At 73.0% G+C, this 20142-nt stretch carries 16 protein-coding genes and 1 pseudogene; 5 read left to right on the top strand and 12 right to left on the bottom strand.

Annotated features, from left to right (window positions below; all coding sequences use genetic code 11):
• Positions 1-37: 37 nt before the first annotated feature.
• On the bottom strand, positions 38-754 hold the full coding sequence (locus K7G59_RS05300; RefSeq protein ID WP_225830651.1) for a GntR family transcriptional regulator: 717 nt from the start codon (positions 752-754) through the stop codon (positions 38-40).
• Between the two features lie 450 nt (positions 755-1204).
• Here K7G59_RS05300 and K7G59_RS05295 point away from each other — a divergent pair, with 450 nt between their 5' ends.
• Positions 1205-2248 carry a DUF2637 domain-containing protein gene (locus K7G59_RS05295; protein WP_225830650.1) on the top strand — a complete coding sequence of 348 codons (1044 nt, stop codon included), beginning with the start codon at positions 1205-1207 and terminating at the stop codon, positions 2246-2248.
• 123 nt (positions 2249-2371) lie between these two features.
• On the opposite strand, the gene K7G59_RS05290 is transcribed toward K7G59_RS05295, so the two are convergent.
• From K7G59_RS05290 to K7G59_RS05275, 4 genes are all read right to left on the bottom strand, one after another.
• Positions 2372-2839 carry an ATP-binding protein gene (locus K7G59_RS05290; RefSeq protein ID WP_225830649.1) on the bottom strand — a complete coding sequence of 156 codons (468 nt, stop codon included), beginning with the start codon at positions 2837-2839 and terminating at the stop codon, positions 2372-2374.
• Positions 2840-3167: 328 nt separating this feature from the next.
• The gene (locus K7G59_RS05285; RefSeq protein WP_225830648.1) at positions 3168-4910 is read right to left on the bottom strand and encodes a pyruvate dehydrogenase; all 1743 of its coding nucleotides are present in this window, start codon (positions 4908-4910) and stop codon (positions 3168-3170) included.
• A 27-nt stretch (positions 4911-4937) separates the two neighbouring features.
• Positions 4938-6305, bottom strand: coding sequence for a protein phosphatase 2C domain-containing protein (locus tag K7G59_RS05280; protein ID WP_225830647.1), 1368 nt, complete (start codon positions 6303-6305; stop codon positions 4938-4940).
• A 175-nt stretch (positions 6306-6480) separates the two neighbouring features.
• Complete coding sequence (locus tag K7G59_RS05275) at positions 6481-7674, bottom strand: GDSL-type esterase/lipase family protein (RefSeq protein WP_225830646.1); 1194 nt, start codon at positions 7672-7674, stop codon at positions 6481-6483.
• Between the two features lie 169 nt (positions 7675-7843).
• Here K7G59_RS05275 and K7G59_RS05270 point away from each other — a divergent pair, with 169 nt between their 5' ends.
• On the top strand, positions 7844-8215 hold the full coding sequence (locus tag K7G59_RS05270; RefSeq protein ID WP_225830645.1) for a PPOX class F420-dependent oxidoreductase: 372 nt from the start codon (positions 7844-7846) through the stop codon (positions 8213-8215).
• On the opposite strand, the gene K7G59_RS05265 is transcribed toward K7G59_RS05270, so the two are convergent.
• The 6 genes from K7G59_RS05265 to K7G59_RS05240 form a co-directional block, all read right to left on the bottom strand.
• Positions 8151-8696: a methylated-DNA--[protein]-cysteine S-methyltransferase gene (locus K7G59_RS05265; RefSeq protein ID WP_308294993.1), complete on the bottom strand. Its 546-nt coding sequence runs from the start codon at positions 8694-8696 to the stop codon at positions 8151-8153. The two genes, K7G59_RS05270 and K7G59_RS05265, sit on opposite strands and share 65 nt — an antisense overlap.
• Positions 8693-10141 carry a DNA-3-methyladenine glycosylase 2 family protein gene (locus K7G59_RS05260; RefSeq protein ID WP_225830644.1) on the bottom strand — a complete coding sequence of 483 codons (1449 nt, stop codon included), beginning with the start codon at positions 10139-10141 and terminating at the stop codon, positions 8693-8695. Before K7G59_RS05260 ends, K7G59_RS05265 begins: the two co-directional genes overlap by 4 nt.
• Before the next feature lie 77 nt (positions 10142-10218).
• A complete protein-coding gene (gene rsgA / locus K7G59_RS05255; protein WP_225830643.1) occupies positions 10219-11313 on the bottom strand; it encodes a ribosome small subunit-dependent GTPase A in 1095 nt (364 codons plus the stop codon).
• A gap of 242 nt (positions 11314-11555) precedes the next feature.
• Positions 11556-12005 carry a hypothetical protein gene (locus tag K7G59_RS05250; RefSeq protein WP_225830642.1) on the bottom strand — a complete coding sequence of 150 codons (450 nt, stop codon included), beginning with the start codon at positions 12003-12005 and terminating at the stop codon, positions 11556-11558.
• 322 nt (positions 12006-12327) lie between these two features.
• Positions 12328-13665, bottom strand: a complete 1338-nt coding sequence (locus K7G59_RS05245; RefSeq protein ID WP_225830641.1) for a radical SAM protein — start codon at positions 13663-13665, stop codon at positions 12328-12330.
• A gap of 59 nt (positions 13666-13724) precedes the next feature.
• Entirely contained in the window at positions 13725-14399 is a 675-nt protein-coding gene (locus tag K7G59_RS05240) for a pyridoxamine 5'-phosphate oxidase family protein (protein ID WP_225830640.1), read from the bottom strand.
• Positions 14400-14601: 202 nt separating this feature from the next.
• Between K7G59_RS05240 and K7G59_RS05235 the strand changes: the two are divergent.
• Positions 14602-14786, top strand: a pseudogene (locus K7G59_RS05235) (carbohydrate ABC transporter permease); the annotation flags it as partial.
• A 24-nt stretch (positions 14787-14810) separates the two neighbouring features.
• Positions 14811-17726: a glycoside hydrolase family 2 TIM barrel-domain containing protein gene (locus K7G59_RS05230; protein WP_225830639.1), complete on the top strand. Its 2916-nt coding sequence runs from the start codon at positions 14811-14813 to the stop codon at positions 17724-17726.
• Between the two features lie 117 nt (positions 17727-17843).
• On the opposite strand, the gene K7G59_RS05225 is transcribed toward K7G59_RS05230, so the two are convergent.
• The gene (locus K7G59_RS05225; RefSeq protein WP_225830638.1) at positions 17844-19178 is read right to left on the bottom strand and encodes an MFS transporter; all 1335 of its coding nucleotides are present in this window, start codon (positions 19176-19178) and stop codon (positions 17844-17846) included.
• Between the two features lie 207 nt (positions 19179-19385).
• Between K7G59_RS05225 and K7G59_RS05220 the strand changes: the two genes are divergently transcribed.
• A complete protein-coding gene (locus tag K7G59_RS05220; protein ID WP_225830637.1) occupies positions 19386-19982 on the top strand; it encodes a TetR/AcrR family transcriptional regulator in 597 nt (198 codons plus the stop codon).
• The last annotated feature ends 160 nt before the right edge of the window (positions 19983-20142 follow it).

The following is a 20142-nucleotide window of genomic DNA, read 5'->3' as shown; positions in this document are numbered from 1 at the left end:
TTCCAGGGTGGTCGTCCGCCGAAGCACAGGGGACCGATCAGTCCGCGCCCGCGAAGTGCTCGCCCACCAGGTCCCGCACCACGTCCAGGTCCCGCGCGATCAGCGCCTCGAGCAGCGCCGTGTGCTCCGCCGCGTCCGCCAGCAGCTCCGCCCGCCTGTGCCGAACCGGCCCCCCGACCAGCGGCAGCTGCGCGCGCCGGTGCAGGTCCTCCGCGATCCGGACCAGCTGCCCGTTGCCGGACAGGGACAGCAGCGCCCGGTGGAAGGCCCGGTCGGACTCCGCGTACGTCGCCGCGCAGCCGGAGGATGCGGCGCATACCGTCTCCTCCGCGAGCGGCCGGAGTTCGGCCCACCGTTCGGCGGCCACCGTGCAGGCGAGCTGCATCATCACCGGCACCTCGATCAGCGCCCGTACCTCCGCCAGCTCGGCCAGCTCACGTGCGCCGCGCTCGACGACCCGGAAGCCGCGGTTGGGCACGACCTCGACGGCACCCTCCAGGGCGAGCTGCTGCATGGCCTCCCGCACGGGCGTCGCGGAGACCCCGAAACGCTCCCCGAGCACCGGCGCCGAATAGACCTGCCCGGGGTGCAGCTCGCCGGTCACCAGGGCCGTGCGCAGCGCGTCCAGGATCTGCCCGCGCACGGAGGAGCGCCGCACGACGGAACGCGGCTGCGCAATCGGCTGCTCACTCTGCGTGTGCTCACCGCGCGCGCCCCGCACGGCGGCGGGAAAGCCCTGCGCGCCCTGCTTCACGGGCCCTCCTGGCGGCTTGTCGGCACTTGGGTCATTAACGACGGGTTGTCTCCTGTCCGTCAAGCACCTTATGCGCACCGGCCGGTACGTCAAACTTCGAAAGCGCCTGATCAGGCTAGCCTTACCTTGCCTGAGCGCGCTCCGTGACTCCCGCACGGCCGCCGGGTACGGCCACTCATCCACTAAGATCATCGCGATGGGACCGCCCGGTCGCGGACAGGTAATTCACGAGTTCCTCACTTGCCGCAGGAACTTTCCGAGGAACCATCCGTACGGGTAGTCTTATTCGAACTCAACTCCCGCCCCTCATGCGGCAGTTCGAGCAGAACGCCGTCCTGGGCATCCCCTTGCACCTCCTTGGCGGCCTCTTGCCCCGAAACCCCCTGAGGGCCCTCGGGAGTGGGCCACTATGGCGGGCGTTACGCCCTATCCCAATGCAAGGGACCCCTGATGAGACTGACCGACATATCGCTGAACTGGCTGCTTCCGGGCGCCGTACTGCTCCTGGGCATGCTGGCGGCGGTGGCGGTGCTCGCGCGCGGCAAGCGCTCCTCCGGGGAGAACGCGAGTGCGGACGACTCGTGGGAGCGCAGCGAGGAGCGCCGCAGGCGCAAGGAGGCCATCTACGGCACGGCCTCCTACGTGCTTCTGTTCTGCTGTGCCGCGGTGGCGGCTGCCCTGTCCTTCCACGGCCTGGTCGGCTTCGGCGAGCAGAACCTCGGACTGACCGACGGCTGGCAGTACCTGGTGCCGTTCGGCCTGGACGGCGCGGCGATGTTCTGCTCCGTCCTCGCGGTGCGCGAGGCCAGCCACGGTGACGCGGCCCTCGGTTCCCGGATACTGGTGTGGCTGTTCGCGGCGGCAGCGGCCTGGTTCAACTGGGTGCACGCGCCCAGGGGTGTCGGCCACGCGGGCGCCCCGCAGTTCTTCTCGGGCATGTCCCTGTCGGCGGCCGTGCTGTTCGACCGGGCACTGAAGCAGACCCGACGGGCCGCGCTGCGCGAGCAGGGCCTGGTGCCGCGTCCGCTGCCGCAGATCCGCATCGTGCGCTGGCTGCGGGCTCCCCGCGAGACCTACAGGGCGTGGTCGCTGATGCTGCTGGAGAACGTGCGCAGCCTCGACGAGGCAGTCGAGGAGGTCCGCGACGACGCGCGGAAGAAGGAGGAGACGCGGCAGCGGCGGCGCGAGCAGGAGCGGATGGAGCGCGCCCAGCTCAAGGCCATCAGCCGGGGTCACCGCGGCTTCGCCGGCCGCGCCGGAGGGCGTCAGGTCGAGGTGCAGGCCGTGGAGCGCGGCTCCGCGCAGCCGACCGCGGAGCCTGCCCTATCGACCGCGGAGCAGCTGCCGGTACGCGCTCGGCCCTCCCTCCAGCCGGTCCGCCGCGGCTCTGAGCCGGTCACCGTCGACCTCACCGCGGAGGACGACACCATGGCTCTGCCGCGACTGGACTCCCTGGAGCGCAAACTGAAGGATCTGGAGCAGCAGTTCGGCTAGGCCGGGCCTGACAGTCCGGACGTCTGGCATCCGACGGGCCGGGGCGTGACCGCAGGGGTCACGCCCCGGCCCGTTTCCGTCCCTGTGCCGACGCGCATGCGCGTCGTTCCGTCACCGCTGGGCTCACGCGGCCTCGGGCCCCAGCTCGAACCACACCGACTTGCCCACCTTGTGCGGCCGTACGCCCCACGCGTCCGCGAGGGACTGCACCAGGAGCAGGCCACGGCCGTGGGTGTCACTGTCCGCGTCAGGCGCCCGCAGATGCGGCCTGCACGCCATGAAGTCCCGTACCTCCACCCGCAGTACGCCGGGCCCGACCACGGCTGTCAGGACAGCTTCGTCGTCGGTGTGGACGAGCGCGTTGGTGACCAGTTCACTCGTCAGCAGTTCGGCGATCTGCGAGCGGCCCGGCCTGCCCCAGTGCTGCAGCAGTTCGCGCACCTCCCGGCGCGCCTCCGGCACCGCCTTCAGGTCAGCCCGTCCCAGCCTGCGCCGGAGCTGTACCGGCCTGCCCGCCCGGACCGGCTCCCCCGCCTGTGCCGAGGCGCCCCCGACGGCCACCGGGCCGCCCCCTCGTGCCTGCCTCTTCATGACCCCCGCCCGACGCCGCTGAACCGCCCCTCCGGTCGAACACGTTCACGGCAGATCCTTTCCCGGCCGGCCCCCGCACACTCCTTGCGGCCCGGCCACGCCCGCCTGTTCGGCCACTGTTCGACGCCCCTGCTCACCGGTCCTGCGGCCCCCTCCCGCTCGCGCCGCGCCCGCTTGGACCGCCGCGGGACACCGGGCGGTCGCCGTACGGCAACCCGTTCGCCCCGGCACGGAGGGACGGCGCCCCCGGCACCGGGTGTCCGGCCGCCGCCGCGCGACGGGAAAATGTCCGGAAACCGACGTTCCGCGTCGTGCGGGGGCGGCGGGTTCACGGCCGGGGGACGTTGCGCAGATTGGAGCGGGCCATCTGGAGCATGCGGCCCACACCGCCGTCCAGCACGATCTTCGATGCGGACAGGGCGAAGCCGGTGACCATCTCGGTGCTGATCTTCGGCGGGATGGACAGCGCGTTCGGATCGGTCACCACGTCCACCAGCGCGGGCCCCTTGTGCCTGAAGGCCTCCTTCAGCGCGCCGGCGAGCTGCTTGGGATGCTCCACCCGCACCCCGTGGGCACCGCAGGCGCGGGCCACGGCGGCGAAGTCGGGGTTGGTGTTGGCGGTGCCGTAGGAGGGAAGTCCGGCGACCAGCATCTCCAACTCCACCATGCTGAGGGAGGAGTTGTTGAACAGGACGACCTTGACGGGCAGGTTGTGCTGTACGAGCGTCAGGAAGTCGCCCATCAACATGGCGAACCCGCCGTCCCCGGACATCGACACCACCTGGCGGTCCCGGTCGGTGAACTGCGCGCCGATCGCCATGGGCAGCGCGTTCGCCATCGAACCGTGCGAGAACGAACCGATGATCCGGCGGCGCCCGTTGGGCGAGACGTACCGGGCGGCCCACACATTGCACATACCGGTGTCGACCGTGAACACGGCGTTGTCGTCGGCGACTTCGTCGAGTACGGCGGCCACGTACTCGGGGTGGACCGGGACGTGCTTGTCGACCTTCCTCGTGTACGCCTTGACGACGCCCTCCAACGCGTCGGCGTGTTTCTTCAGCATCCTGTCGAGGAAACGCCGGCTGGTCTTCTCCTTCACCCGCGGGATCAGGCAGCGCAGCGTCTCGCGTACGTCGCCCCACACGGCGAGGTCGAGCCGGCAGCGGCGGCCGAGGACCTCCGGCCGCACGTCGATCTGGGCGATCCGCACGTCGTCCGGCAGGAAGGCGTTGTACGGGAAGTCGGTGCCGAGCAGGATCAGCAGGTCGCACTCGTGGGTGGCCTCGTAGGCGGCGCCGTAGCCGAGCAGTCCGCTCATGCCGACGTCGTACGGGTTGTCGTACTGGATGAACTCCTTCCCGCGCAGGGCGTGCCCCACCGGTGACTTGATCTTCCCGGCGAACTCCATCACCTCGGCGTGCGCACCGGCCGTCCCACTGCCGCAGAACAGGGTGACCTTCTCGGCGGCGTCGATCATCTCCGCCAGCCGGTCGATCTCGGCGTCGCCGGGCCGGACGGTGGGCCGGGAGGTGACCAGGGCGCTCTGCGGGGCCTTCTCCGGGGCGGGTTCGGCGGCGATGTCTCCGGGCAGCGTCACCACGCTCACGCCGCTCCGCCCGACCGCGTGCTGGATGGCGGTGTGCAGCAGCCGGGGCATCTGCTTCGGGCTGGAGATCAGCTCGCTGTAGTGGCTGCACTCCTGGAACAGCCGGTCGGGGTGGGTCTCCTGGAAGTAGCCGAGGCCGATCTCGCCGGCGGGGATGTGCGAGGCGAGTGCGAGCACCGGGGCCATGGAACGGTGGGCGTCGTACAGGCCGTTGATCAGGTGCAGGTTGCCCGGCCCGCAGGAACCGGCGCAGGCGGTCAGTTTCCCGGTGATCTGGGCCTCGGCACCGGCCGCGAAGGCGGCGGTCTCCTCGTGGCGCACGTGGATCCAGTCGATGGCCGCGTTGCGGCGGACGGCGTCCACGACAGGGTTGAGGCTGTCGCCGACCACGCCGTAGAGGCGGCGCACCCCGGCGCGGACGAGGATGTCGACGAACTGCTCGGCGACGTTCTGTTTGGCCATGACTCCATACAGTCACAGCGTTGTCGGTTACGCCTCCCAGACAGCCACGACCGTACGGTCGTCCGCGTACCCCTTCACGCGCACCTGGGCGTCCGCGAGGAACGCGGCGAGCCCTGGTGGGGTACGGCCGGACCAGCGCCGCGCCAGGTAGGCGCAGAGCGCGGGCTCGCCGTGCAGCGGCTCGGCCAGGCCCGCGCTGCACATCACCAGGGCGTCACCCGGGCGGCCCACCGAGGCGCGGAAGCGGAAGCGTTCGCGTGGCGGCGGGGCCGGCTCGTGCGGGCTCGGCGCCGTCGTGATGCCGAGGTCCATGGTGAGCCGGTCGCCCCCGGGTGTCTCCGCGGGCAGCGAGCCGAAGCCGGGGACCGGTGCGCCGGTGGTGTCGTCCGGGGGGACGTGCGGTTCGATGTCCTGCCACTCGCCGTCCCGCAGCCGGAACAGTCCACCGTCGCCGACACCGAAGAACACGCGGGTACGGCAGTCCGGATGGGCGGGCAGCAGCAGGCAGCGCAGGTACGCCGGGTACTCCTCCGGGTCGGCGCCCCGCTCGGCGGCGCTCGCCCGGAGCCTGCCGAGGCTGCGGTCCGTCAGCCGGTGCAGCCCCGACTTCAGGTCGTCGCGCCGGGCGGCCCGGATGTCCTCGGCCAGCCGCTGGTGGCTGCGGCCCACGGCCCGCCCGATCCACCGGCACGCCTCGGCCGCCGCCCGGTGCGCGCCCGGCACCGCCCGCGTGCCGGTCGCCATCGCGACCAGCACGAGCGCCTGCTCCCCCGCGCCGAACCGCGCGGTGAGCAGCGCGTCCCGGCGCGGCTCGCCCCGGTATCGCGCCGAGTCCCCGCGCAGCGACACCGCCCGCAGCGTGCACGCCCCGCAACGCGCCCCGTCCAGCACGGTGTCGGCGACGAGTTCGTCCAACTGGTCCGGGTCGGCGGGCGGGAGAGCGGTGGGCTCGGGGTCGTAGGTGGGCGGCCCGGAGCCCACGTAGTCGGTGGGTGCGGGCAGAGCCGAGGACGGCGTGGGCGTGAGGGTGGGGGCGGGCTGCCCGGCCACCGGTCCGGCGACGGGCTCCGCGGTGCGCTGCGCGGGTACGGCAGGCTCCACGCGCCCGGCGGACTCGGCCGGCGGCGCGGACTCGGCCGGCGGCGCGGACTCGGCCGGCGGCGCGGACTCGGCCGGCGGCGCGGACTCGGCCGGCGGCGCGGGCTCGGCCGGCGGCGCGGGCTGCGCCGGCTCGGCAGACGGTTCATGGGCCGCCACGGTGCTCCTCGCCGACGCGAAGCGGTCGTCCAGGGAGTCGGGCGCCTGCGTGGGGCCCGTGTCGTCGGTGGAGTCGTCGTACAGCTCCCGCCACCAGTCGTCCTCTTGGCGCGCGGGCCTGCCCCCCTGCTGGCTCATGCCCGTCATTGTCCACCGCACGGGCCGCAGGAAAACGGGACATCGGGAAAATCCCGCTCCTCGGACCGCCTCGAACGGCCGGTGGAGGGATGAGCCGAACAGCCGTATGAGACAGGGCCCGACGAGCCGCGCGAGGCGGCGTGCCGGGTGCTGGGCCGAACGGTCGCGGGACCGCTCAGGACGCCAGCGCGAGGCCGACGGCACCGGCGACGGCGGCCATGCCCGCGTCGTTGAGGTGCAGGTGGTCCCCGGGGTCGTAGCCGGGCAGGATGCGCTGCGGGTCGGCCGGGTCGCGCACCGCGGCGTCGGCGTCGGCGACCGCGTCGAAGGCACCGCCCGTGCGGATGAACGCGTTGACCTGCTGCCGTACCGCCTCACCGGCCGCCGTGCAGGCAAAGTAGCCGCCGTACGGCGTGAGGGTGACGCCGACGACCCGGATACCGCGTGCGTGGGCGCGGGCGACGAGGGTGCGGTAGGCGTCGGTGAAGGCGGTGACGTCGTCGGCGGGCGGGGCGCCCTTGATGTCGTTGATGCCTTCGAGGACGACGAGGACCCGTACCCCGGCCCGGTCCAGGGCGTCCGCGTCCAGCCGGGCGAGGGCGCTCGGTCCGGTGCCGTCGCGCAGCAGCCGGTTCCCGGCGACCCCGGCGTTGAGGACGCCGAGCCGGTGTGCGCGCAGCAGCGCGGCGAGGCGGTCGGGCCAGCGGGAGTTGGTCTCGCGGGTCGAGCCGGTGCCGTCGGTGAGGGAGTCGCCGAGGGCGACGACGCTGCCGGCGGCGGTGCCGCCCTGCACGTCGACGCCGGTGACGTAGTACCAGGAGGTGGTGCGGCCGGTGTACGCGGCGCCATCCTCGTCGTCGGCGTGCCCGGCGCCGTCGGGGGCCAGGTAGCCGGTCTGGAGGGCGGTGCGGTGGTAGGTGGCCGGACCGCAGTCGATGGGGGTGTGGACGGTGACGAGCAGGTCGGCGGCGTCCGGGACGGGCAGCGGCACCGGGTCGCTGACCATGTCCTGGCCCGGCGGGACGGTGACCGCGGGCTCGCCGTCGAAGGTCACGGCGCGCACGGTGCCGGGCACGGCGTCCGCGTCGGCCGCCAGCCTGAGCGCGACGGTGACGGCGTCGAGGCCGAGCGGCGCGGTGCCGAGCCGGTTGCTGAGCCGTAGGCGCACGGTGGTGCCGCCGACACTGAGGTGGACGACGTTGCGGACGGCGGCGCCGGGCAGCGCGGCGGCGGTCCCGGAGGGGGCGGTCTCCCAGCTGCCGGTCCAGCCACCGCCCCGGGCTCCGGCCCGCGCCCCGGACACCCCCGCCGCCGTACCCGGCAGCGCCACGAGCAGCAGGACCGCGAGGACGCGTCCGACCTTGGCCATGTGCACGCCCGCCCTTCCATGATCCGTGGGAGGGACCGTGCCATACGCCCGCCTCGGGGAGCGGGAAGCACGGCTCTGGTCCACCCGCTCGGCGCAGCCGGGGTGCAGGTCCCGGGTCCTACGCCGGAGAGCCGATGTGCGCGGCGGACAGGCGTGCTTGGCTACCGCCATGACCGCATTCACCGAGGCCGAGCGCGCGTATCTCCGCTCCCAGCGGCTCGGCCGCATGGCGACCGTGGACCCGCACGGGCAGCCGCAGGCCAACCCCGTGGGCTTCCGCCTCCAGGACGACGGCACCCTCCTGATCGGCGGCTACTCGATGGGCACCACGAAGAAATGGCGCAATCTCCAGAAGAACCCCCGGATCGCCCTGGTCGTGGACGACATCGTGAGCATGCGGCCCTGGCGGGTGCGCGGCGTGGACATCCGCGGCGAGGCCGAACTCCTCGTAGGCCCCCATGACTTGGGCGCGCACTTCAGCGAGGAGCTGATCCGCGTCCATCCGCGCAAGGTGCACAGCTGGGGCCTGAAGGAGGCGTGAGCGCGCCCTCCAGCGTGAGCAGGCGTACCTTGCGCTCGAGTCCGCCCGCGTAACCGGTCATCGACCCGTCCGCGCCGATCACCCGGTGGCAGGGGCGCACGATCAGCAGGGGATTGGCACCCACCGCTCCGCCGACGGCGCGAACGGCCGCCCGGGAAGCGCCGATCCGTGCGGCGATCTCCCCATAGCTGACGGTGGCGCCGTACGGCACCTCGTCCAGCGCGGCCCACACCCGCTGCCGGAACTCGGTGCCCTGCGCGTGCAACGGCAGCCGGAACACGCTGAGTTCCCCGGCGAAGTAGGCGGCGAGCTGCGCCCGCGCCGCCCGGAACGGCCCGGGATCGCCGCGCCAGCCGTCCTGCACGGCCCGCCCGCCCTTCTGTCCGGGCACGGACAGCGAGGTGAGCGCGCCGTCGGCGTCGGCGGTGAGCAGCAGCCGCCCGACGGGCGTGTCCAGATGGGTGAAGTACACGATCGTCACCGGTTCCACTCCCCTGCCACGTACAGATGCTGGACCGCGTACGACCGCCAGGGCCGCCAGGCGTCGGGCACGTCGGTGCCGGGCGGTGCCACGTCCGGGTCGCCGAGGGCTCGGGCCCGCAGGACGGCGACGACGGCCGGGTCCATGCCGGGCAACGCGAGCAGGGCCTCTTGGGTGCCGTCCCGGTCGGCGCCGGGATCGAGGCGTACGGTGCCGTCGGCGAGGGCGGCGGCGAGCGCGCCGAGCGGTCCGCCGGGCTCGGCCTCGGCGAGGGTGGCGGGCTCCGGGAAGAGGTGGGTGAGGCTGCCGCAGGGCGCGTCGAGCGCTTTGCCGCACCGCCGGACCAGCTGTTCTGCCTCCTCCTTCCCGACCAGGGCGCGTACGGCGGGCTCCAGCGGGTCGACGGCGCCGGGCGAGCGCAGTCCGGGCCGGGCGGCGACCAGCGGGGCGAGCCGCGGGTCGGCGCCGAGCCGCTCGTCGACGGCGTACGGGTCGGCGTCCAGGTCGAACAGCCGCCGCAGCCGCTGGACGGCGGTGGCCAGGTCGCGCGGGTCGGTGAGGTGCAGGCGTGCGTCGAGCCAGCCGCCCGGATGTGTGCCGCGGCCCGGCTGCGGCGCCCGGGTACGCTCCGTGACGGCGACGAGCCCGGTGCCGTACGGCAGTCGCAGGGTACGCCGGTAGGTACGGCCGCCACGGCCGCCGGTGACCTCCTCGACGCCCGGTACGGCCTCCCGGGCCAGTTGGTCGAAGACCGGGGCGGCCTGGTACGGCCCGCGGTGGGCGAGCCGTAGCGGGATGCCGGCACCCGGGGTGGCCCGGCGGGCGCCCGCGCCGCGGGGTGCGGCGGCCCTGACCTGGGTCGGTGTCGAGTCGTACACCTGCCGGACGGTGTCGTTGAACTGCCGCACGCTGGCGAACCCGGACGCGAAGGCGATCTCGGTGACCGGCAGGTCGGTGGTCTGCAGCAGCACCCGCGCGGTGTGCGCCCGCTGGGCGCGGGCGAGCGCCACGGGGCCGGCGCCCAGCTCGGCGGTGAGCTGCCGCTGCACCTGCCGGGCGCTGTAGCCGAGCCGTCCGGCGAGCCCGGCGACGCCCTCGCGGTCCACGACGCCGTCGGCGATCAGGCGCATGGCCCGGCCGACGACGTCCGCGCGGACGTTCCACTCCGCCGAACCCGGCACCGCGTCCGGACGGCACCGGCGGCAGGCCCGGAAGCCGGACCCCTGGGCGGCTGCGGCCGTGGGGAAGAACCGCACGTTGTGCCGCTTGGGTGTCACCGCGGGGCAGCTGGGCCGGCAGTAGATGCCGGTGGTCGCGACGGCGAAGAAGAACGCCCCGTCGAACCGGCCGTCCCGGCTGCGCACGGCCTCGTACCTGCTGTCTTCGTCCCTCACATGGTCCAGTGTGGGGCGGCGGGCGCAGGTCGGCTGGCGGAAATCGGACATCAAGCCGATCCCGCCGGGTGTCCGGGGACGGCAGGCCCCGGACACCCACTGCGGACACCCGCTGCGGCACGGGCCGGCTACGAGCGGCGCCCGCGCTTGATCTCCATCGCCACCCGGCCTTCGGCTCCCTTCTGCTTCCAGTTCCGCCGAAGCTCCGCACGGACCCTCGCGTCGGTCTTGGCCACGATCCACTGGTTCTCCCGCATCAGCTTGCGGTAGCTCTCCAGCCGTCGTACCGGAAGTTCGCCGCTGTCCACGGCGGAGCGCACCGCGCAGCCCGGCTCGGTCTCGTGGGCGCAGTCGTGGAACCGGCACCGCCCGGCCAGTTCCTGGATCTCGGCGAACGTCTGCCCGACTCCGCCCTCGGCGTCGAAGAGGCCGACGCCCCGCAGGCCGGGTGTGTCGATGAGCACTCCCCCGCCGGGCAGGGCCAGGAGGTTGCGGGTGGTGGTGGTGTGCCGCCCCTTGCCGTCGACGTCGCGGGCGGCCTGCACGTCCATGACGTCCTCGCCCACGAGGGCGTTGGCGAGCGTGGACTTGCCGGCGCCGGACTGCCCGAGCAGCACGGTCGTACCGGAGCCGACGAGCGCGCCGAGCACGTCGAGTCCGTCGCCGTGCAGGGCGCTGACCGTGACCACGGGCGCGCCGGGCGCGGCCGTCTCGACGTCCTGGACGAGGTGGGCGAGGGTCACCGGGTCCGGTACGAGGTCGGCCTTGGTGAGGACGACCACGGGCTGTGCGCCGGACTCCCAGGCGAGGGCGAGGAAGCGTTCGACGCGGCCGAGGTCGAGTTCGACGGCGAGGGAGACGGCGACGACGGCGTGGTCGACGTTGGCGGCGAGGATCTGCGCCTCGGACCGCTTGGACGAGGTGGAGCGCACGAAGGCGGTGCGGCGCGGCAGATACGCGCGCACATAGCGGGGGTTGCCGCCGGGTTCGAGGGCGACCCAGTCGCCGGTGCACACGACTCGCATCGGGTCGTGCGGGGTGACGAAGGCGGTGTCGGCGCGGACGACTCCGCCCGAGGTGACGACGTCGCACTGGCCGCGGTCGACCCGGATCACCCGCCCGGGCAGCAGCCCTTCGCTCGCGTAGGGGGTGAATGCGTCGGCCCAGTCCGCGTCCCAGCCGTAGGGAGCCAGCGCGGAGAAAGCAGCGGAGGTGGAAGTCAAGGGAGACCCTTCACAAGGGTGGCCCCGGGCGGGCGCGCAGGCGCCGGTTCGTCAGCCGGTGGCCACGGAGGTGGACTTGAGGAGTTCCTGGATGAGGGCAGCGCCCAGCTCAGTGACAGCCATTCGGTCGACACCTCCTCGTTCCTGCTCGCGCTCACGCACGTCACCTCGACGCGCGGGCCCACTGTAGCCCGGGGGCGCGGCGTGGCGTCAAAGCATTTTTCTTGCGGCGCCGTATTCGCTCAGTCCGCCGCGCCGGGCGAGCCGTTGAGCTGTGGGTGGGCGGTGGGAGGGGCGGCGGTGCCGGGGCGGCCGGTGCCGGGGCGGACCTCGGCGGCACGGCGGCGGTGTCCCGGGTGGGCGAGGCCTTCTCTGCCGATCACTTCCTCGGCCGGGGCCGCGGGCAGGGCGCCGCCGTACGGACGCAGGCAGGTGGTGGCCTCTACGCACCGCGGGCAGGTGGCGAGGTGCCGGGAGAGGTCGTCGGGCGCGGTGGCGGGCGTGCCGCTGACGGCGTCCGGCAGCCGGGCGTGGCTGCGGCACCCGGAGTCGGTCGGGCTGTCGCGGTGGGCGGGCCGGCGGCGGTCCTGGAACAGGGCGCCGGCCTGGTCGAGTGCGGCCACGACGCCGGCCGGGTCCGGCCGAGCGGGCGGGCCGCGGCGGACGGGCAGCGTCTCCACCTCGGCGGCCACAGCGGCGAGGCGTAGGTCTCCTCCTGCATGTCCCGCAGTCCCCGCAGCGCGACGGGGTGGCCGGGGTCGAGCCGGTGGCCGCGGCCGTCGGCTCCCAGCCGACGGCCGCGCTGCGTACGGCGGTGACGAGGGCCGGGACCGTCGGCAGCCCTGCGGCCCGGCGGGCGTCGCGCAGCCGGGCGTCGCAGAGTCGGTGGGCTGCCGATCCCGAGCGAGAACGGCGCGGCCTCGGCGGCGCCCTGGGCGGTCGGCAGGTCGGGCCTGGGACTGCCGTGTCCGCGAACGAGCTCAGCTCACTGGGGAGCCGCCCGCCCAGGTCGCCTCACGCCTGTGCCGTCTCCTCCGCCTGCGCGGGCTCGCGCGCCGGGAGGCTGTCCATGAAGGAGCTGACGGAGAAGACCGCACGGCCGGGCCCGGGCGGGCCGTAGCCGGGCGGGGAGGACAGACCGAAGTCGTCCATGGTGGCGCGGTAGGCCTCCAGCAGCCGGATGTGGTACTCCAGCGGCGCGCCCTGCGGGTTGGCCTTGCCCAGCGGGGTCGTGGGCTCCGGGCACCAGGTGGTGAAGCGGGGCGTGATGCCGTGCGACATGAAGAAACGAAGGCCCTCGGTGGTGGACGCGATGGCCTCGTCCACGGTGGTGAAGCCGAACGGCTCGGCCATCTCCACGCCCGCCACGAAGTTGGGGATGACGTTGCGCGCGCCGAAGACGTCGGCCGAGTCCAGGATGCGGCGGTGCCACTCGTCCCGGCCGACGTAGCGCTCCTTGCCGGGGCAGTACAGCTCGAACAGCCGGCGGTCCCACACCTCGAAGTTGGGGTGGTAGATCTGGATGCCGTAGTCCTTGAACCGCTGCACGTCCGCCTTGGGCAGCGCCTGCGCGACGACCTTGCCGATCCAGCGGCCCGGGAAGCGCTCCTCGATGGCCTTGGCGTAACGGCCGTAGAAGTCGGCCTCGTCGCGCCCGCCGACGGTCTTGGTGATGGCGCCGCCGGTGAGGGTGTAGGCGGTGGACGACTTCTGGGTGTCGTACCGGTCGATGATCTCCAGTGCTTCAAGGACCTCGTCGACGTCCTTGACCCCTGTGTACGGCCGGCCGGCCGCCTTGTGCTGGCGCCAGTTGTGGTTGATGTCGCAGTACTGGCACTCCTCCTTGGCGCCGAAGTACTGGCAGACCCGGAAGACGGTCAGGTAGATCAGGTAGCCCCACTGGATGGTGGGGGCGACCTCCATGACTGACTTGCCGTTGGAAAGGGTGTGCCGGTAGTACTCGGGCATCGGCGGCACACCGACGTCGGCGATCCGCTTCCCGTCCAGGTACAGGCCGAGCAGCCCCTCGGCGTCGGCGGCGACCCGGTACGGCGAGGCCGGGTTCACCCGCACGGAGACGACGGTACGGCGCAGGTCGTACGGTCCGCCCGTGAGGATGATCTCCTCCGGTGGCCGGCGCAGCGCGGCCTCGCCCAGCTCGGGCAGGGTGCCGTGGTCGAAGGAGAAGATGAAGTAGGACTTCGGCTTGACGTCCCCGTCCTCGTTGTCGCTGAGGGCGGACTGGTCGAAGGCGACGCCACCCCGGAGCAGGTCCTCCTTGAAGACGGCTTCCCGCGGCACATGCGGAAAGCGCTCCATCAGATCCTCGACCAGCGCGGTACGACTGCCCATCCGTAAAATCTCCTCCCGGCTCAGGCGTACGGCTCTCACCGTATGCCCCCGCCTCCCGGTCAGCCGTGCCGGGTCCCCGCACGGCGCGCGATGTGTGCCGGCACGGCCGTCTCCGGCGGCAGTGCCGGGTCGGGCACGGGTGTCCCCCAGGCGGTGGTGAGGGGCAGCACTCCGGCCCACAGGCCGAGGGCCGCGTCGGGTCCGTCGCCGTCGTCGGGGGCGCCGGTGCGGATCTTGACGGAGGCCTCCTCCAGGGAGAGGGCGAGGAGGGTGGTGGCGGCGAGTTCCTTGCGGTTCGGCCGGCGGACGTACGACCACTGCCCCGGCGCCGAGTGCTCGGTGAGCCGGCGCAGCCCCTCCAGCTTCTCCTCGGGGTCGGTGACCTTGCGGGCGTCACCGTGGATCATGGCGCTGCGGTAGTTCACCCCGTGCTCGAAAACGGACCGGGCGAGCACGAGTCCGTCGACGTGCGTGACGGTCACACAGACCGGCACGTCACCGGCGAGACTGCGGCTGGCCACGGACCCGTGCACATAGAGCCACCGCTCGTCCCGCCCGTACACGGTGGGCACGACCACCGGCCGCCCGTCGATCACCACGCCCAGGTGACAGACGAACCCGGCGTCGAGAACCGCCTCCAGATCAGCCCGCTCGAGGCTGCCCTGCTCGCGAAGGCGGCGGTGGCGGGTGCGGTCGGTCTCGGGAAGCCGGGTGGCGAGGGCATCTGAGGTCATGCACGGAAAGGTACTGAAAGCGCACAAGCATGGCCATGTATTTACCGAACCAGGTGTTTCAGTAGCTCATTGCAACGAAATCCGAAGAAGCGTCGGGTCCTCGCCCTCACCCTGCCCCGGCGGCCCTCGCCCCGCCTCACCCCATGTCCTTCCCGCAGACATCGTCCCCTCACCGTCGGCGGCACGGCGGGAGCCTCATCGTCCGAAGCTCTTCGGCGGTTTCACCGGCTTGCTGTTCCGGCAGTACTTCCTCGGGTTCCCGAAGGAACTGGAGGAGGCCGCACGTGGGGACGGGCTCGGATACCGGGGCGCGTACTGACGTGTCGTCTGCCCGACTCGCGGAACTTCCGCACGGCGATCGCCACGATCGCGCTCATCAACGGCTGGAAAAAGGGCTGAGCTAGGAGACCGATGTCCTTTCGCACCCACACCGTGACCACTTACGTCGAGGACGTCTCGCCGGGATCCGGGGCCCTCCCGCCCCGCGCCCGGTACGCGTCATCGGACGCCACGTCCCTTTCCCTGAACGGCACATGGCGTTTCCGGCTGTCGCCGACGGCCGACGCCGAGGACGACTCCTTCGCGGCGGAGGGGTACGACGCCGGCGGCTGGGCGGAGATCCCGGTCCCCGGCCACTGGGTCCTCCACGGCGGCGGCCGTTTCGGATCCCCCGTCTACACCAACCATCTCTACCCCTTCCCCGTCGACCCGCCGCGCGTGCCGACCGAGAACCCGACCGGCGACCACCTGCGCGTCTTCGGCCTGCCCGCGGACTGGCCCGCCGAGGGCGGCGCGGTGCTGCGCTTCGACGGGGTGGAGTCCTGCGCGCGGGTCTGGTTGAACGGCACGGAACTCGGCGAGTTCAAAGGGTCCCGGCTTCCGCACGAGTTCGCGGTCGGCCATCTGCTGAAGACCGCGGACAACGTACTGGCGGTCCGCGTCCACCAGTGGTCGGCGGGCTCGTACCTCGAGGACCAGGACCAGTGGTGGCTGCCGGGCATCTTCCGTGACGTGACCCTGCTGCACCGGCCGGCGGACGGCGTCCTGGACCACTTCGTGCACGCCTCCTACGACCACACCACCGGCACCGGCACGCTGCGCGTCGACTCGGACGTGCCCGGCCGCGTGACCGTACCGGAGCTCGGCATCGACATCGCCACCGGAGAGCCGCTGACCGTGCCGGTCCGGCCGTGGTCGGCGGAGACGCCACGGCTGTACGACGGTGTGCTGGCCACCGCGGGCGAGCGGGTGCCGCTGCGCATCGGCTTCCGCACGGTGGAACTCGCCGACGGACTGATCAGGGTCAATGGCAGGCCGGTCCTGTTCAAGGGCGTCAACCGGCACGAGTGGCACCCGGAGAAGGGCCGCGCGCTGGACCTGGCGACCATGCGCGAGGACGTGCTGCTGATGAAACGGCACAACGTCAACGCCGTCCGCACCTCCCACTACCCTCCGCACCCGGCCTTCCTCGACCTGTGCGACGAGCTGGGCCTGTGGGTGATCGACGAGTGCGACCTGGAGACCCACGGCTTCACCGAACGCGCCTGGCGGGACAACCCGGTGGACGACGACCGCTGGACCCCGGCCCTCCTCGACCGCGCCGCCCGCATGGTGGAGCGGGACAAGAACCACCCTTCGGTGGTGATCTGGTCCCTCGGCAACGAGGCCGGCACCGGCCGGGGCCTGACCGCCATGGCCGAGTGGATCCGCGGCCGGGACCCCTCCCGGCTCCTCCACTACGAGGGCGACGCCAACTGCCGTGACACGGACATGTATTCACGGATGTACGCCGACCACGCCGAGGTCGAGCGGATCGGCCGCGGCCTGGACGGCGGCCCCCGCAAGCGCCGCCGGCTCCCCTTCGTCCTGTGCGAGTACGGCCACGCCATGGGCAACGGCCCCGGCGGACTCGTCGACTACCAAAGGCTGTTCGAGTCCTACGACCGGCTGCAGGGCGGGTTCGTCTGGGAGTGGATCGACCACGGCATCAAGGACGAGCGGTACGGCTACGCGTACGGCGGCGACTTCGGCGAGGAGCTGCACGACGGCAACTTCGTCTGCGACGGCCTGCTCTTCCCCGACCGCCGGCCCTCCCCCGGCCTCGTCGAGTACAAGAAGGTGATCGAACCGGTCGCGATCGACGGCGACGGCGCGGGCGGCACGGTCCGCATCACCAACAGGTACGACTTCGCGGACCTGTCGGCGCTCGCGTTCACCTGGTCGTACGAGGTCGACGGGGAGACGGTGGCTTCCGGCGCGCTGCCGGTGCCCCCTCTCGCCCCCGGCGAGTCGGCCGAGGTCGAGCTGCCCGAGCCGCCGCCCGCCGCCTCGGCCGGGGAGATGCACGGCACGGTACGGGCCCTGCTCGCCGCCGACACCCCGTGGGCACCGAAGGGCCACATCGTCGCCTGGGGCCAGTTCGCGGTGTCCGCCCGCCGCGCGCCGGGCGTGCCTGCGACCGCCGCGCCGGTGGCCCGCGCCGGGGTGATCACCCTCGGCCCGGCCGCCTTCGACGCCCGCACCGGCGCGCTGCGCACGATCGGCGGCGTGGACGTCACCGGCCTGCGCCTGGACGTGTGGCGGGCCACCACCGACAACGACGACGGCGCCGCCTGGCAGTCCGGCATCCGCTACGGCCTGCTGTGGCGCAAGCTCGGCCTGCACCGCATGCGGCACCGCCTGGACGGGGTCGAGGCGGGCGCGGACGCGCTGACGGTACGCACCCGGGTGGCGCCGGCCGGCCGGGAGCTGGGCCTGTCGGCGGTCTACCGCTGGACGTCGGACGGAGATCGTCTGCAGCTGACCGTGTCCGTGGCACCGGAAGGCCACTGGACGGTGCCGCTACCCCGGCTCGGCATCCGCCTCGGGCTGCCGTCAGCCGACGCTGCGCGGCCGGCAGCCGACCGCGTGCGATGGTTCGGCGGCGGTCCCGGCGAGGCGTATCCCGACACGAGGATGGCGTCCGCGGTCGGCTGTTGGCAGTCGACGGTGGAGGAACTGCAGACGCCGTACGTCCGCCCACAGGAGAACGGTGCCCGCATCGACGTCCGCTGGGCGGAGATCGGCGGCCTGCGCATCGAGGGCGACCCGCTGTTCTTCCTCACCGCCCGCCGCTGGACCACCGAGCAGCTGGACGCGGCAGCGCACCGCACCGATCTCACTCCCGGCGACACGGTGTGGGTCAACCTCGACCACGGCCAGCACGGTATCGGCTCCCAGTCGTGCGGGCCCGGCCCGCTGCCCCGCTACCACCTGTCGGCCGAGCCGGCGGAGTTCTCCTTCGTCTTCTCGGCGACGGCCCCGACCGCACCGACCGCCGCCCTGTAGATCCGTCGGCCGACACGGTCCTGACGGCCCCCGCGGCCGGCCGGGTTCAACCGGCCGGCCGCGGTCGCGTCCTGCGGTGGACACGGCGGACAGCGGCGTACCGGGCGTGAGTCGAGGTCAGGAGCGGCCCGCGGCGCGGACCGGGGTGAGGAGGGCGACCGCCGCGACGAGGACACAGCCGGTGCCCGCGGCCAGGGCCGCCGGTGTGGTGCCGTGGGCTTCGGCGGCCCAGGTGAGGAGGGCGGCACCGGCGGGGGCGGCGGAGTACTGGATGGTCCAGTAGGCAGAGGTCACCCGACCGAGGAGGGGCTCGGGGGTGATCTCCTGGCGCAGTGACATGGAGCAGGTGCCCGCGATGGCGACGCATCCCAGAAAGGCGGCGCTGAGCAAACCGAGCGCGGGCAGTTCGCGTACCCGGCCGAGGCCGGCGAAGGCCAGGCCGCAGACCGCCGTCGCGCCGATCCATGTGGGGCCGAAGCCGAGCCGGCGTCGGACGCGGGCGACGAGCAGCGACCCGGCGATGGTGCCGACGGCGCCGACGGCCAGGACGGTGCCGACGGTGCCGTCGTCATGGCCCAGGTCGTGCTTGAGGTGGTAAATGACGAGGTCGTTCAGGCCCAGGGTGAGGAAGCTGAAGAGGAAGAGGAGCAGGTTGAGGGAGCGCAGGACCGGGTGCCTGTAGAGGAAGGCCACGCCGGTGCGCAGGTCCTGCCACAGGGTGGTGTCCTTGGGCGGCTGCCCGTCGTCGGCGGCGCGGGGGCGCAGTCGTACGAAGGTGAGGCAGGCGGCCGAGACGGCGAAGCTCGCGGCGTCGACGGCGACGGCGGTGACCGGCCCGGTCCAGGCGGCGACCAGGCCCGCGCACAGCGGACCGAGGACGCCGGCCGCGGCGGCGGTGGCGTTCAGCCGGCCGTTGGCCTCGGTGAGCCGGCCGGTGTCGACCAGGCCCCGGACGACGGTGACATAGCCGACGGCGAAGAACATGCCGACGGCCTCGCACACGGGCAGGACCGTGTACAGCAGCCACACGCGCGGGCCGAAAACCCACACGAGCGGGACCAGACCGTACAGGGCCATGCGGACCAGGTCGCAGGTGATGAGGAGCCGGCGCCGGTCCACGCGGTCGACGACGGCTCCGGCGAAGACGGCGGCGAGGACGGATGCGGCCGCGCCGGCGGCGGTGAGCCGGCCCATGCTGGCCACGGACCCGGTGACGTCGAGGACGAGCAGGGGCAGGGCGATCAGGGAGAAGGAGTCACCGAGGACGGAGAGGGTCTGCGCGGCCCAGAAGACGCCGAAGTCCCGCTGCCGCCAAAGGGGTCGTAAGGAATCCGAGGGCCCGGAAGAGCCGGAGGCCCCGGAGCCCCCGCAGGCCCCGTCGGCGAGCCGTGCCTCGTCACCGGGCCCTGTCCCGTCCCCCGCCCCGTCCGTCCTGCCCGTCCCCTTGCTCACGTGTCCCCCTCCCCTGTGACGCCACCTTACGGCGGCCTCGGCGTCGCATCCCCCGGTTTCCGGACCCGCGCCTCACCCGCGGTATGCAAAACTCTGCTCCCGGGCTCTCCTCCGTCCACCCGCCAGTCGCACCGGTCCCTGGCGCCTGCCTCGCTTTGGGGTCCTGGATACCCTAGGTCTCTTGCTAGGCATCCAAGGAAGTGACTCATGGCCCGAGCCGGTCTGACCGCCGACCGCGTCGTCGCAGCCGCCGCAGAACTCGCGGACGAGGCGGGCTTCGAGAACGTCACCCTGTCCGCGCTGGCCCGCCACTTCGGCGTGAAGGACGCGAGCCTGTACTCGCACGTGCGCGGCCTCCAGGACCTGCGCACCCGGCTCGCGTTGTACGCGGGCGCGGAGCTGATCGAGCGCATCGCGGCGGCCGTGGCCGGCCGCGCCGGCAAGGACGCGCTGGCCGCGTACGCCGGCGCCTACCGGGCCTACGCCCTGGAGCACCCGGGCCGGTACGCGGCCACCCAGATCCGCATCGACCAGGACGTGGTGGCCAGGGCCCCCGCGCTGCACCGCACCGCCGAGATCACGTACGGCATGCTGCGTGCCTACGGCCTGGCCGAGCCCGACCTGACGGACGCCGTACGGCTGTTGCGCAGCACCTTCCACGGCTACTGCGCCCTGGAGTCCGCGGGCGGCTTCGGCGCGGCCCGGGACGTCCAGGCCTCCTGGGACAAGGCCGTCGAGGCACTCCACCTCGCCCTCGAACACTGGCCCACGGAGCGGCGGAACCGGGGCGGGGAAGAATCATGACCGACCGCGTGCGGGGCGACCGCTGAAGATGGACTGAAGATGGACTGAAGATGGAGGTGGTGAGCGGTTCGGGGACGACCGGTGATCCCGCCGCGGGCACCGCGATCGACTCGATCCACCCGCTCGCCTGACGAGGAACGGCGGGCGCTCAGGAACGGGC

The organism is Streptomyces sp. NK08204 (assembly GCF_020400585.1).
Lineage (GTDB): Bacteria > Actinomycetota > Actinomycetes > Streptomycetales > Streptomycetaceae > Streptomyces.
Note: the sequence above shows the minus strand (reverse complement) of the source record. Positions and strands in the feature narration are given on the sequence as shown.

Coding starts and splice junctions, on each gene's coding strand:
- K7G59_RS05275 (WP_225830646.1), bottom strand. CDS start 7,674: ATGGCCAAGGTCGGACGCGTCCTCGCGGTCCTGCTGCTCGTGGCGCTG.
- K7G59_RS05245 (WP_225830641.1), bottom strand. CDS start 13,665: ATGGGCAGTCGTACCGCGCTGGTCGAGGATCTGATGGAGCGCTTTCCG.
- K7G59_RS05220 (WP_225830637.1), top strand. CDS start 19,386: ATGGCCCGAGCCGGTCTGACCGCCGACCGCGTCGTCGCAGCCGCCGCA.
- K7G59_RS05295 (WP_225830650.1), top strand. CDS start 1,205: ATGAGACTGACCGACATATCGCTGAACTGGCTGCTTCCGGGCGCCGTA.
- K7G59_RS05280 (WP_225830647.1), bottom strand. CDS start 6,305: ATGAGCCAGCAGGGGGGCAGGCCCGCGCGCCAAGAGGACGACTGGTGG.
- K7G59_RS05230 (WP_225830639.1), top strand. CDS start 14,811: ATGTCCTTTCGCACCCACACCGTGACCACTTACGTCGAGGACGTCTCG.
- K7G59_RS05270 (WP_225830645.1), top strand. CDS start 7,844: ATGACCGCATTCACCGAGGCCGAGCGCGCGTATCTCCGCTCCCAGCGG.
- K7G59_RS05290 (WP_225830649.1), bottom strand. CDS start 2,839: ATGAAGAGGCAGGCACGAGGGGGCGGCCCGGTGGCCGTCGGGGGCGCC.
- K7G59_RS05260 (WP_225830644.1), bottom strand. CDS start 10,141: ATGTCCGATTTCCGCCAGCCGACCTGCGCCCGCCGCCCCACACTGGAC.
- K7G59_RS05285 (WP_225830648.1), bottom strand. CDS start 4,910: ATGGCCAAACAGAACGTCGCCGAGCAGTTCGTCGACATCCTCGTCCGC.
- K7G59_RS05240 (WP_225830640.1), bottom strand. CDS start 14,399: ATGACCTCAGATGCCCTCGCCACCCGGCTTCCCGAGACCGACCGCACC.